The following is an 11,745-nucleotide window of genomic DNA, read 5'->3' on the forward strand; positions in this document are numbered from 1 at the left end:
TTCGCTCGGCAGAGGCGCCAAGAGATGGCGACACGCACCCCGCAAGGCCGACGTGAACAAGCCGAGTGCGTCCAGAATGTCTGACAGAAATCGGGGATTTTGGCTAATATGTCCGATATGTCAGACACTCTCCGCCTTCTGCATGACGCCGGTCCGGCGCTCCGCCGCCTCCGCAAGGCCAAAGGCGTCCCTGCTGCACGCCTTGCCGAGATCTCGGGGAAGAGCCGAGACACGGTGCATCGGCTGGAACGAGGCGAGGATGTCTCGTTGAGCACCTTCCTCGCGGTGCTCGGCGCCCTGGGCTACGGCATCGAAATCAAGGCGCTGGGCAGGCCCACGCTCGAGGAAATGAGTCGCAGGTTCGCCGAGGAAGACGACGGTGAATGAACTACCCGAGAAGGTCAAGTTGCTCGACGTGCGTGTCGGCGGTGCACTTGCCGGAACGCTGGTCCGCGAGTCCCAGTACGTCTTCACGTATCGAAGCGCCGAAGCGGAACAGCCGGCGGTCAGCATGCTCATGCCTCCCAGCCGCACGACCTGGTCGGACGGGGATCTGTTCCCGTCGATGGACATGAACCTGCCCGAAGGCTTTTTGTTCCAGCGCATCATCGAGCTCTACCCGAAGCGGGCCATCACCAAGATGCACCTGCTGGCACTGGCCGGCGACAACGGCATCGGCCGGCTCGGATACACAGCAGGGGAGACGGCGCCGAAGCCCGGGGCCGCGATGTCTCGGCAGGAGCTGCTTTCCAGCCAGGCAGAGGGCGAATTCTTTCAGCGGCTGGTGAATGCCTACCTGTCGACCGGCGCCGGGATCTCGGGCGTTCAGCCCAAGATCATGATTCCCTCGCGGGCCTCCATCCCGATTCCGGACCTGATCGTGAAAAGCGCCGGGCCGCAGTATCCGGGCCTCGCCGCAAACGAGTTCATCTGTTTGACGGCCGCCGCGCATGCGGGCATCGAGGTGCCCAGCTTCGACCTTTCCGCAAAGGGCGACATTCTCGTCATCGACCGTTTTGATATCGACAGCGCAGGGCAACGCCTTGGATTTGAGGACATTGCCGCGTTGATGGCCTTGCGGGTCCATGACCGGTTCTCCGAGAGGAAGTACCAGGGCAGCTACGAGGCGATCACCGAGGTCATCAGGTTGTTCTCCGCTGCGCCAGGTGCAGACCTCCAACGGTTCTTCGTCCAGCTTGCCTTCTCGGTGATGGTGCGCAACGGCGATGCCCATCTGAAAAACTTCGGCCTGCTCTACACCGGGAACGACGACGCGCGTCTGGCGCCGATGTTCGATGTGGTGACGACCACGGTCTACAAATACGAGCGGCCGGGTGGCTTCGAAGACGTCGACCGGACGCTGGCGCTCAAGTGGCGCCGAGGCAAGAAATACACTTCCAAAGCGTATCCGACCACGGTCGAGCTGCTCGACTTCGGACGCGAGTTGTGCGGCGTGCAACAGCCAGCGGAAGTGTTGGAACGGATTGCAGACGCGATGATCCGGACGTTGGCCGAAGCGGAAAAAGACCCGCGCGTTTCCGGCGAGCTGCTTGCCCGCATGAAGGAGCAATGGGACATCGGCCTGGCTTATGCCCAGGAGTGCAAAGCGTCGAAAAGCGGCGGGGCCGCGACGAGGGCCTGATCGCCCAGCGGGAGTGGAAAGGCCGTGTGAGGCAGGTGCCGACCGCTTCGACGGAAAGGGCCGCGCGGCACCTCGAAGGCGAGACGCGTCGTCCCTCCGTGCTCTCACAGCATCTTGCGCACCGGGGCCTGCAACGCCTCGCACGCCATCCTCAGCAGCAGGCACAGGTCTTCCCGCGCGGCTGAAGGCCGGCGCCGCCATGCCTGCCAACAACAGCCCTTGCATGCAGACATCAGGACCCAAACAAAAACGGGCGCCCAAAGGCGCCCGACAAAAGAATGCGATGACGAGGAACGGTGAGACGTCTTACCCTGAGCTACCGGCATTCGCCGGGCGAGAGTTGAACCCGCGACCTCCCAAGCCCGCCAGCAGCGGAGCGTGGGCGCTCTGACCTGTAGTCCCACCTGCATTCATCGCGAAACCAGATCACAAGTGAAGTTCTGACCTACACCTGCATGGTTGGCGTCTCGTACGGGAATCGAACCCGTGTTCCGACATTGAAAGCGTCGTGTCCTAGGCCACTAGATGTGAACTGTCAAGAGGTTGTATCTCGGAGGAGGAAGTCGTGACATTGGAGCTACGCGGCCGATGCCGTGGTGCGGACGGTGCCAGTTGTAGTGATGCTGCCAACTGTGAAGCGCGTGGCGTCGCTGCTCTGAGTTCTGGTAGGTCCATCCGTAGGCCCATTCGCGCAGGGCAGACTGGATGAAGCGTTCGGCCTTGCCGTTGGTCTGTGGCCGGTAGGCGCGGGTGAACTTCTGCGTGATGCCCAGTTGCTCGCATGCCAGGCGGAAGGCCTTGGAACGGAAGGCCGGACCGTTGTCGGTTAGCAGCCGCTTGATCGTCACGCCCAGGCGGTTGTAGTAGGCGACGGCGTCGCGCAAGAACTGCACGGCGCTTTCCTTTCGCTCGTCCGGGTGCATGGCCGTGAAGGCTATCCGGGCGTGGTCGTCCACGGCCACGAACAGGAACTCCCAGCCCGCGCCGTTGACGGTGTCGCGCCGGCTGCCGGTCACTCGGTGGCTGGGTCGCTCGATACGCCCGAGCTTCTTGGTGTCGATGTGCAGCAGGTCACCCGCCTCGGCGTGTTCGTACCGCTGCACCGGCTCGCGCGGATCGAGGTCTGACAACTTCGATAGCCCAGCGCGCGCCAGCACCCGGCTGACCGTCGCCTCAGACACCCCCACGCTCTGGGCAATGCGCGACTGCAGCATCCGGCGACCTCGCAACTCGACGATGAGCAATGCCTTGCTCGGCTCAATTGCTCTGGGCGAGCGCTTGGGCCTGGAGGATGCGTCTACCAGTGCAGCATCTCCCCCGGCTAGGTAGCGCCCCAGCCACTTGCGTGCCGTAGGTGGCGTCACACCATGCCGCCATGCCGCCTCGCAGGGGCTCAGTCCGGCTCGGGTCATGTCTCCGACCATTTCAACGCGACGGGCAAACGTAAGTCGGGCATTCTTATGGGTGTTCATCCGGCTGTTTCCTGGAAGTGCTGGGTGTTTGGCGACTTCCAGTCTCCCAGACTCAGTCCGGGTGAACCACAGATACAACCTATTGGAGCTTCACAACTAGACGAACGAGACCGGTGTATCGGTTGGCGGAGAGCACAGGACTCGAACCTGTGCGGCGCTTGCGCACCGGCTTCGACTTAGCAAGCCGACCCCTTTCCCCTCGGGCAGCTCTCCGTTGAACCTGGTTGCATCGATGCGCTCAGGGGTGACCGGTCGGAGTCGAACCGACATCAGCGGGACCACAACCCGCGGCTCTGCCATTGAGCTACGGCCACACCTGAACGCACGTCACTGGTCAGCGGGATGGCGGGACGCGAACCATGATCGCCTCCTAGGCTCGGCGATCATCCTTCGGTGCCCAACCCCGGCGTGCCACTTGGCTGCGTCGCATCCCGTTGATCTGGTCTCGGCGGTCCGGCTCGAACGGACGACCTCATGCTCCCAAAGCACGCGCGCTACCCACTGCGCTACGCCGAGTGTTGAGGGGCAGCGTGGGTGGATTTGAACCACCGCTCTTCGCGTCCCGAACGCGACGGATAGCCCTAGCTCTCCTACGCGCTGTCAACTGGTCCTCGCGGGTGGGAACGATCCACCGACCCCCGCCTTATCAAGACGGTGCTCTGCCACTGAGCTACGCGAGAAATGATGGGCTCCCCGACACGGGTTCGAACCGCGGACCTCCTGGTTAACAGCCAGGCGCTACTACCTACTGAGCTATCGGGAAATTGAATCGGATGGCGGGCATGCGTGGAATCGAACCACGAACCTTCGGTTTTGGAGACCGGTGCTCTGCCAGTTGAGCTACATACCCTTCGATGTTCTGGCGCCTCCTGCACGACTCGAACGTGCGACCTCCGGCTTCGTAGACCGGCGCTCTGTATCCTGCTGAGCTAAGGAGGCTGTGGATGTTGGTGCCGCGGGGAGGATTCGAACCACCTACGCCCGGCTCTTCAGGCCGGCGCTCTACCCATTGAGCTACCGCGGCAATATTTGGCGCCCCGTGCGGGAGTCGAACCCGCGGCTTCCGGCTAGACAGGCCGGCACTCTGGCCACTGAGTTAACGGAGCTCTTTCATGGGCAGGTGCTCGGCCGTAAGGCTGAAGCACCTCCGCCATGAGATGTTGGCGCGGATACCGGGGTTCGAACCCGAGGCCTCGACCACGTGATCGCGCTCTACCTGCTGAGCTATATCCGCTTTGTGTGCGAGCCGCCTTGCATCCAGTGCTGCAGACGTCTCGCGGCAACTTGTTAAAGAGCTGTCCGACGAGTAGTTCCCGTTGGTAGGTTCCTGTGGAACACGTTGACCGATGCCGTCGGTCGTGGCGGCCGTTGCCTCTGAGGGCCAGCGCAGCCGAAATGCAAAAGGCCCGGATCCTTTCGGAATCCGGGCCTCGACATGTGATCGAGTGGCGGGCGCGCTGGTCTACGCGCCTCCCTTGCCCGGATGCATCCAATCCTCGTAGCCAAGCGACACGACAAGTCGATGGCTCACGATGGGATGCCGTTCATTCACCGTGCTGGAGATCATCGGGTTGCCAAAATGCGACCCTTCGGCAGCCGTGCACACAAACGCACACTGACCTTGCAGCGGCAGCGTGCGGTGGGTGATGTGGCCTTGGATCTTCACGATGAACTCTTCGGTGTTGATTGCTTCAGTTCTTTGAAACGCGGCCTTGGCCGCATCGAATGTCTGTACTGTAAAGACTCTTTACGCTGCTGTCAAGCGGGTGAGGCTAGATTTCTTCGATCATGCGACTCTTAGGCGCAACCGCCTTCCCGCACCGCCTTGTCCCTCGATACCTCACCGCTCGAGCCGATTCATCGACTGATCGAGGCTGCTGGGCGACACGATGATTTCACGGTGCACGCGGCTGTGCTGTGTCGCACCATCGTCGATCAGGCTCTGCGCGACCTTGCGCAGATCCCCGATCGCGGCGTCCGTCACCATGTTGCCAGGCCCCCGCAAGTTCGAGCCGTCGGCACCTCCGCCCTGCACGGCATCGCAATACTGCTTCAGCGCGGCACCGAGCTGCTCATTGGTCGCATTCTTTGCGAAACCGCCAGCCCCCGCTGCGCCTGCCGGCTGATAACCCGTCGCCGTGAACAGCGCTTCGGTCACCGTGCGGGCGGTGACCGACTTGCCCTTGAGGTCGAGCGACTTGAGCAGCTTCCCATAGTCCTTGCCATAGTTCTCGGCGGCCCGTGGTTCGACGAGACCTGGCGCCGCTGTTGCCATGGCATTGAGGTACGGCGACGCGGTCTTGCCTTCACCCGTCTTGACCTTGTGCAGGTAGCTCTTCGTGTGGCCCACGATGCCGGAGAGGCCCGTCGTGTGCCCTTCGGTCTTCAGGAACAAATAGGGCTTGCCGTCGATGTGTTCCATCTGCACCAACAGCTCCTTGTATCCCTTCAGGAACTCGAAGTCTTTCGATGCTGACCGACCCTTGCCGCTCAGATGACTGCTCGGTCGCGAAGTGCAGTGCTCTTCGTGAGCCTTCTTGATCTGGTCGAGTTGCCCGGGGGGCAGACCGGACAGATCGATCATGTACGAGCCCTTCTCGGTCGGGTGGTGGGCCCAGGCGGCCATGAAGAGTGCTTGGAAGCTCTTGGTGCTCCAGCTCGACGCCGGGGCGTTGAGCTGGCCCGACACCGAACCGGCAAGATGCGTGTCCAGAAACGCCCGCACACTCTTGCTGTCCTGAAACTTGTCGGAGAACACGGCTCCTTTCATCCCGACGTCCACCGCGTTGGTGGAGTTGAGAACGCCGCCGATGTGTGAGTTGCCGGCAACGATCTGCGACTGCGCCAGGTGCTGGGGCAGCTCCCCGCTTCGGTTGTGCTGAGGGGTTTGGCTGCCCGGCTCGGCGCCGCCTTGCGGTGCCTGGTTCGATGGCCCGGGCACGGAGGCATGTTGTTGAGTCGCGCCCGACCCCGGCTTTCCGGCCTTGGCAAAGCCCTCCGCCACCATGTCCGACAAGGAGGGCATGGTGGGCAAAGAGGGCAGCGACGGCGAGCGCGGCAGACTGGCGGACCTCGGGGCCAAGCTGCCGGAAGAACTGCGTGTACTCAAGGAAGGACTGCGCGAGGTCAGAAATGCGGACCCCCGTGGGGAAGAAGGGTTCTCTCCACCGGGCGCGGTCCTGGGTGACGTCTGTGTCGTCGAGGTCGAAAGGCTCTGCCTCAGGTTGTTCAAAATGCGCACGGGGTCTCCTGTGTTCCGATGGACGCCGCACCCTTGCGACCGTCGCACTCGAGCAACCCGCCGACCTGCATAAGGGCATGCACGGGTGCTTACGGGCCCTTCACTGTCGCAGGGCGAAGGCCCCCGGCCTGTGAAAGAACCGAAGCGCCGTGGCAGATACCGAAGTGGGACGGGCAGAGGTGATGCGTGCCACCGGCACGCTCCGCCATCTCACGCCGGTCAGAGCACGGTCCGCTGAGGCCGTTCCCCGATACGCCCGCTCAAGGCTGGGCGAGTTGACCGCGGATCTCACCCGCGGGGAAGGCCGCGGAGTGAGCGTTGTAATAGAACTCGCCATTCAGCAGCGCGCGGGCACGCTCCACCGTCAGCGCGGGTGCCGACGCCGGGATCAGCCAGTCATTGCTGCCTGCCGCCGGGGCGGCGAGCTCCTGGACGACCGGGCCGTTGCTGCCGGCGGCGGCCGCGTGGATGTGTGCGACCGTCGCGTTGAGGCCCTGCAGCGCCAGCTTGCCGCTCATCTTCCGGGTCACGGCGTCGTAGACCACGAAGCCCGTGCCCGTCGCGGTGGATGCGTTGGCCGGCACTTCCTGGGCACCGTTGGCGGCAGCCAAAAGAATGCGGCGCCCGATCTGACCGCGGATCTCGCCACCGGGATGCGCAGCGCTGTGCACGTTGAAATACATCTCGCCTGCGCGCAGTGCCTTGATCTGCTCCGTGCTCAGCTTGGTGTTGTCCGGCACCGTGAAATGACCGTGGCCACCATGGTCGTGCATCGGGATCACGATGGGGCCATCACTTCCGAACGGCGCGCCATGCACATGCGCGGCGGTGGCCACCACGTCTTGCACCTCGACCTCGCCACTGAGGCTGCCGTCGGACGGATTCAGCACCAGCAGGCCCGCAGCGCGCGCCTTGGTCTGGACGGGCCGGGTCTCCTGTGCGCCGGACAGCTCGGCCGTGAAGACCTCACGTCCGATCTGGCCGCGCAGCTCGCCGGCCGGATGGGCGGCGCTGTGCACGTTCACGTAGAGCTTGCCCGCGTCCAGCGACGCCAGCTGTTCGGCTGTGAGCGGTGTCTCGACCAGCGTCGCCACCGAGCCCTCGAGGGTCATCGGGAACACGATCGCACCAGCCTGTCCGGCCTCGCCGGCATGGATGTGGGCGACGGTCGGGGTCAGGCCGTCGATGGTCACCGTGGCACTGAGGGTGCGCGCAGTCCGGTTGATCTTGACCGTGCCCGACGCGTTCGCCGCCGTCAGGACCGGGGTGGGGGCCTCCTGGTCCCCGGTCAGTGACACCGATATCGTTTCGATGGCCGGAGTGGCAGGTGACCCGCCGTCGTCGTCACCACCACCGCCACCACCGCACGCCACCAGGACGGTGGTGGCCAGAACTGCAAACACGTAGAGAGGTTTCATCCAAAGGCTCCTTGAAGGTTCGAGCAGGAAGGTCTGCCCGAAACATCTACGGAGCCGGCGTGCAAATGGATCCCCCTAGAACGAGGAAGACGGCGTAACGTTTCGTTCGCCTCCTGGCTGGCCAGGGCTTGCGTCTCGATGGCAAGCGGCATTGCACCACCCCGAAGCGATCGTTTCGCTTTGCTGTATTGAACCTAGGAAAAATCTCCTTAACAATCTAACAGCGAGCACCGCATCCATCGCGGATCGGTGCAGGCGCCATCAGCCCTAGCCAAAGTCATCACATTTACATGCTTTCATCGCCGCTGTACGTCGCCGTTTTCACTGCCATGGCGGTGATGGCCCGGCTCGCGAGCCTCGCCATTTCCAAACGCAACGAGTCGAGGCTGAGACAGCGCGGCGGTGTCGAATTCGATCCGCGGAACACACGCTGGCTCGCGTTCGCGCACACGCTGTACTACCTGAGCGCCGCGCTGGAAGGATGGGCCCGGGGCACGGAGCCGACGGCCCTGTCCCTGGCGGGGGTCGGGCTGTGGTTACTCTCGATGCTGGCCCTGGTGCTGGTCATTGCCGAGTTGCGCGAGTTCTGGACCGTCAAGATCATCATCGCGCCGACACATCAACTGCGCGCCGGCTCCCTGTACCGATTCTTCAAGCATCCGAACTACCTGCTCAACATCGGTCCTGAGCTGATCGGCTTTGCGCTGGCGATGGAGGCCTGGGCCACCCTGGTCATCGGGCTGCCCCTCTACCTGTCGATCTTGCTGCGTCGTATCCGCGTGGAAGAGGCGGCGATGGCGAAGGTTTTCCCTGGTTACGGCCGGTCCTAGTGACCGGCGGTAGAACGTCGCCCTTTGCGGGCTCGTCGCAGGTCAGCCGACGGCGCCGAGGGCGGCGCTCTTCAGGCTCGGGGTCACCCCCGGTGCCCGATCCAGCCAGATGTCGCGCTGGCCGCCGCCATAGCTCTGCACCAGGAAGTCCACGAATGCACGCGCCTTGGCCGGCACGTACTTGCGGCTGGGCACCGCTGCATACAGCTGATAGGTCAGCACATGCCATTGCGGCAGCAAGCGCACCAGGGTGCGCGCTTGCAAGGCGGCGCCGACCACATAGCTGGGCAGCCCGACATAGCCCAGCCCGGCCGTGGCCGCCGAGAGCAGCGTGTCGACATCGACGCTGCTGATCACCGGGCGAGGCTCCACCGTGATCGGCTGCGCGCCCTCGTCGTCTCGCTGGTCGAAGCGCCAGATGCCGTGTCCTTGCGCGCCGAAGACCAGGCAATCGCGTTCGGCCAGTTCCTCGGGGCGGCGCAGTTCTCCATCTCGCGACAGCTGTGACGGCGCGACACATGCAACGGCCTCCGTCAGGGCCAGCGGCCGGGCGACGAAGTCGTTGCCCAAGGTCCAGCCCCCACCGACCAGCTGCACGCAGACGTCATAGCTGTCGTCTGCCGCCACGTGGCAGCCGCCCGTGGTCATCTCCAGCGTCACTGACGGGTAGCGGCGGCGGAACGCGGGTAGCCGGTCCATCAACGTATGAACCGCGAACGAGTTCGGCACCAGGAGACGCAGCGGTCCCTTCGGTGTGGCCACAGAGTCCGCGACCAGCGCATTGGCTTCCTCGACCTGCTGCAGGATGCTGCGCGCCCGTTCCAGATAGTCCTCGCCCACGGACGTCAGCACCAGCCTGCGGGAGGTGCGGTGGATCAGCCGCGCGCCGAGTTCACTTTCCAGCTTGGCAACCGCACGCGTGACGGCAGCGGGAGAGAGGTCAAGGTGCCGCGCCGCCCCGGCAAGACTTCCACAGTCCACCACGCGCACGAAAACGCGCATCGAGTACAAGCTGTCCACAGCGTCACCTCCGTATCGTGTGCGAGCCGGCGCACTTTACCGGATCGAGGTCGCGCAGCGGTTGAATGCGCCGATGGACGCCATAGCCGGTCGCCGATCACACGACGACATTGCGCTGGACGCAAGGTTGGGTTTCGGCCAACGTCCTCCTTGGCGCGCGGACCGGTGTCCACAATCTCCGCACTTTCAACGATCGGAGAATGCGCGTGTCCTATGCAGACAAGGTTGTGGTCATCACCGGCGCCAGCAGCGGCATCGGCAAGGAACTGGCCGCGCAACTGGCCGTACAAGGCGCTCGGCTGGTGCTGGCGGATCTGCAGGAAGGTGCCAGCGTGCAACAGGCCGATGGCGCGCCGGCGCTGTTCATCCGTACCGACGTGTCGCAGCAGGCCGGGGTGCGTTATCTGTTCGACGAGGTGCGGCGCAAGGGTTTGCGCATCGACTACTTCTTCTCCAATGCCGGCATCAGCCTCCCGATGAACGGAGCTTCCTCGGAAGACGATTGGACGCGGATGCTGTCGACCAACCTGATGAGCCATGTGCGCGTGGGCCGCTGTATCACCGAGTTGATGGCCACGGGCAGCCGGCCGCATCTGGTGATCACCGCGTCCGCCTCCAGCTTCCTGAGCGAGTTGACCAGCATCGGCTATGCGACCACGAAGTACGCCACCTTTGGCTACGCCGAGTGGATGGCCTTCTCCTACCGCAAACAAGGTCTCAAAGTGTCGGTCGCCTGCCCCGAAGCAGTCTGGACACCGCTGATCGACGACATTCCCTACCTGCAGGCCGGGGCGATTTCAGTCCAGGAGGCGGCCCGCCAGATGCTCAGGGGCACGCTGGAAGACAAGTTCCTGATCACGACGCACGAAGGCACGGTCGAAAAGATGCAGCAGAAGTATGCCGACGTGGACGGCTATGTACGCACGATCGCGGACTTCCGCGAGGATGCGCTGCGGGCCTAAGCCCGTGCGACCCCAACCCCTTCAATCCACCGGAAGATTCATCATGAATACCAGTCAACTGATGGCCGCGAGCGCGGCCGCCGTCTCGATCAGCCTTTGTGCCGGCGCGGCCCAGGCTGCCCCCGGCGATGCCACGAGCCCGGGCAAGCCCACCGTCGTGCTGGTGCACGGCGCCTTCGCCGGTTCCGACAGCTGGAACGCGGTGGCGGCGGCACTGGGCGCTAAGGGCTATACGGTCGTGGCGGCCGCCAACCCGCTGCGCAGCGTCAGTGGCGATGCCGCCTATGTGCGCGCACTGGCGTCCAGCATTGCGGCGCCGGTGGTCCTGGTCGGCCACTCCTATGGCGGTACCGTGATCGCCAATGCCGCCACCGGCCTGAAGAACGTCAAGGCACTGGTCTTCGTGGGCGCATTCGCGCCCGACAAGGGTGAGACGGTGATCGAGCTGTCGGGGCGCTATCCGGGCAGCACGCTAGGCGACGCCCTGGCGCCGCCGGTCCCGCTGGGCGGCGGCGGCAAGGATCTGTATATCGATCAGGCCAAGTTCCATGCCCAGTTCGCGGCGGACGTGCCGGCGCCGACCGCGCGCCTGATGGCGGCCACTCAGCGACCGGTGGCCGAAGCCGCGCTGACCGAACCTTCGGGCGACCCGGCATGGAAGACTATTCCCTCATGGTTCATCTTCGGCACCGCCGACAAGAACATCCCGCCCGCGGCGATGAAGTTCATGGCGGTGCGCGCGGGTGCCCGCAAGATCGTCGAGATCCCGAAGGCGTCGCACGTGCCGAACGTGAGCCATCCTGCCGAGATCGCCCAGCTGATCGAAGAGGCGGCTGCGGCCAAGCTGTGAGCCAGGCGACCGCCCAGCGCCGCCGGCGAACGCCGAAGGTCGGCGGTGATGGGCGATGGCAGTGCAACCCCGGCGAAAAAAAAGGCGCCCGAAGGCGCCCGACAACAACGGTGCGATGAACAGGAAGGGCCAGCCCCGCCTGTAGGTATCGCAAGAACAGGTTGAAAACAGAAAAAGAATCCGCCTGAAGCAGATGACGAGTATCGGTGAAACGTCGTGCTCTACCCACTGAGCTACGGTCCCCCTCATATGAGACCGGCGGGACTCGAACCCGCGACACGAGATGAAGAGTCTGTAGTTCCACCTGCAT

General features: G+C 64.1%; 9 protein-coding genes, 12 tRNA genes and 1 pseudogene. 5 read left to right on the forward strand and 17 right to left on the reverse strand.

Annotated elements, in window-relative coordinates; all coding sequences use genetic code 11:
- Nucleotides 1–117 precede the first annotated feature (117 nt).
- A pseudogene (locus AAW51_RS31310) lies at nucleotides 118–255 on the forward strand (helix-turn-helix domain-containing protein); the annotation flags it as partial.
- A 124-nt stretch (nucleotides 256–379) separates the two neighbouring features.
- Nucleotides 380–1,642, forward strand: a complete 1,263-nt coding sequence (locus AAW51_RS02930; RefSeq protein ID WP_047193428.1) for a type II toxin-antitoxin system HipA family toxin — start codon at nucleotides 380–382, stop codon at nucleotides 1,640–1,642.
- 460 nt (nucleotides 1,643–2,102) lie between these two features.
- On the opposite strand, the gene AAW51_RS02935 is transcribed toward AAW51_RS02930, so the two are convergent.
- From AAW51_RS02935 to AAW51_RS03005, 16 genes are all read right to left on the reverse strand, one after another.
- A tRNA-Glu gene (locus AAW51_RS02935) sits at nucleotides 2,103–2,176 on the reverse strand.
- On the reverse strand, nucleotides 2,164–3,114 hold the full coding sequence (locus tag AAW51_RS28905; protein WP_083438028.1) for an IS481 family transposase: 951 nt from the start codon (nucleotides 3,112–3,114) through the stop codon (nucleotides 2,164–2,166). The genes AAW51_RS02935 and AAW51_RS28905 overlap by 13 nt, the downstream gene beginning before the upstream one ends.
- Nucleotides 3,115–3,237: 123 nt before the next feature.
- Nucleotides 3,238–3,327: transfer RNA gene (locus tag AAW51_RS02945), tRNA-Ser, on the reverse strand.
- Nucleotides 3,328–3,357: 30 nt separating this feature from the next.
- A tRNA-His gene (locus AAW51_RS02950) sits at nucleotides 3,358–3,428 on the reverse strand.
- Nucleotides 3,429–3,554: 126 nt separating this feature from the next.
- Nucleotides 3,555–3,630, reverse strand: a tRNA-Pro gene (locus AAW51_RS02955).
- Nucleotides 3,631–3,639: 9 nt separating this feature from the next.
- A tRNA-Pro gene (locus AAW51_RS29695) sits at nucleotides 3,640–3,714 on the reverse strand.
- Between the two features lie 5 nt (nucleotides 3,715–3,719).
- Nucleotides 3,720–3,794, reverse strand: a tRNA-Ile gene (locus AAW51_RS02960).
- 9 nt (nucleotides 3,795–3,803) lie between these two features.
- Nucleotides 3,804–3,877 (reverse strand) — tRNA-Asn (locus AAW51_RS02965).
- 11 nt (nucleotides 3,878–3,888) lie between these two features.
- Nucleotides 3,889–3,964, reverse strand: a tRNA-Trp gene (locus AAW51_RS02970).
- Nucleotides 3,965–3,974: 10 nt separating this feature from the next.
- Nucleotides 3,975–4,053 (reverse strand) — tRNA-Arg (locus AAW51_RS02975).
- Nucleotides 4,054–4,062: 9 nt separating this feature from the next.
- Nucleotides 4,063–4,138 (reverse strand) — tRNA-Phe (locus AAW51_RS02980).
- 6 nt (nucleotides 4,139–4,144) lie between these two features.
- Nucleotides 4,145–4,220, reverse strand: a tRNA-Asp gene (locus tag AAW51_RS02985).
- A 55-nt stretch (nucleotides 4,221–4,275) separates the two neighbouring features.
- Nucleotides 4,276–4,348, reverse strand: a tRNA-OTHER gene (locus AAW51_RS02990).
- A gap of 228 nt (nucleotides 4,349–4,576) precedes the next feature.
- Nucleotides 4,577–4,780 carry a hypothetical protein gene (locus AAW51_RS02995; RefSeq protein WP_047193430.1) on the reverse strand — a complete coding sequence of 68 codons (204 nt, stop codon included), beginning with the start codon at nucleotides 4,778–4,780 and terminating at the stop codon, nucleotides 4,577–4,579.
- Nucleotides 4,781–4,954: 174 nt separating this feature from the next.
- Nucleotides 4,955–6,130, reverse strand: a complete 1,176-nt coding sequence (locus AAW51_RS03000) for a hypothetical protein (RefSeq protein ID WP_157359591.1) — start codon at nucleotides 6,128–6,130, stop codon at nucleotides 4,955–4,957.
- Nucleotides 6,131–6,615: 485 nt separating this feature from the next.
- Nucleotides 6,616–7,773: a CHRD domain-containing protein gene (locus tag AAW51_RS03005; RefSeq protein ID WP_047193432.1), complete on the reverse strand. Its 1,158-nt coding sequence runs from the start codon at nucleotides 7,771–7,773 to the stop codon at nucleotides 6,616–6,618.
- Between the two features lie 290 nt (nucleotides 7,774–8,063).
- On the opposite strand from AAW51_RS03005, the gene AAW51_RS03010 reads away from it, so the two are divergent.
- A complete protein-coding gene (locus AAW51_RS03010; protein ID WP_047193433.1) occupies nucleotides 8,064–8,603 on the forward strand; it encodes an isoprenylcysteine carboxyl methyltransferase family protein in 540 nt (179 codons plus the stop codon).
- Between the two features lie 42 nt (nucleotides 8,604–8,645).
- Here the strand turns inward: AAW51_RS03010 and AAW51_RS03015 are convergent, their stop codons facing one another.
- Nucleotides 8,646–9,623 carry a LysR family transcriptional regulator gene (locus AAW51_RS03015; RefSeq protein ID WP_047193434.1) on the reverse strand — a complete coding sequence of 326 codons (978 nt, stop codon included), beginning with the start codon at nucleotides 9,621–9,623 and terminating at the stop codon, nucleotides 8,646–8,648.
- 206 nt (nucleotides 9,624–9,829) lie between these two features.
- Between AAW51_RS03015 and AAW51_RS03020 the strand changes: the two genes are divergently transcribed.
- Together AAW51_RS03020 and AAW51_RS03025 are read left to right on the forward strand one after the other, a co-directional pair.
- The gene (locus tag AAW51_RS03020; RefSeq protein WP_047197324.1) at nucleotides 9,830–10,585 is read left to right on the forward strand and encodes an SDR family NAD(P)-dependent oxidoreductase; all 756 of its coding nucleotides are present in this window, start codon (nucleotides 9,830–9,832) and stop codon (nucleotides 10,583–10,585) included.
- 43 nt (nucleotides 10,586–10,628) lie between these two features.
- A complete protein-coding gene (locus AAW51_RS03025; RefSeq protein WP_238947742.1) occupies nucleotides 10,629–11,435 on the forward strand; it encodes an alpha/beta hydrolase in 807 nt (268 codons plus the stop codon).
- Nucleotides 11,436–11,745 lie beyond the last annotated feature (310 nt).

The sequence above is a fragment of the Caldimonas brevitalea genome (genome assembly GCF_001017435.1).
Classification (GTDB): domain Bacteria; phylum Pseudomonadota; class Gammaproteobacteria; order Burkholderiales; family Burkholderiaceae_C; genus Caldimonas; species Caldimonas brevitalea.

What these genes read in the sequence shown, in the direction of transcription:
- AAW51_RS28905 (WP_083438028.1), bottom strand. Translation starts at nt 3,114, where the DNA reads ATGAACACCCATAAGAATGCCCGACTTACGTTTGCCCGTCGCGTTGAA.
- AAW51_RS03005 (WP_047193432.1), bottom strand. Translation starts at nt 7,773, where the DNA reads ATGAAACCTCTCTACGTGTTTGCAGTTCTGGCCACCACCGTCCTGGTG.
- AAW51_RS03010 (WP_047193433.1), top strand. Translation starts at nt 8,064, where the DNA reads ATGCTTTCATCGCCGCTGTACGTCGCCGTTTTCACTGCCATGGCGGTG.
- AAW51_RS03025 (WP_238947742.1), top strand. Translation starts at nt 10,629, where the DNA reads ATGAATACCAGTCAACTGATGGCCGCGAGCGCGGCCGCCGTCTCGATC.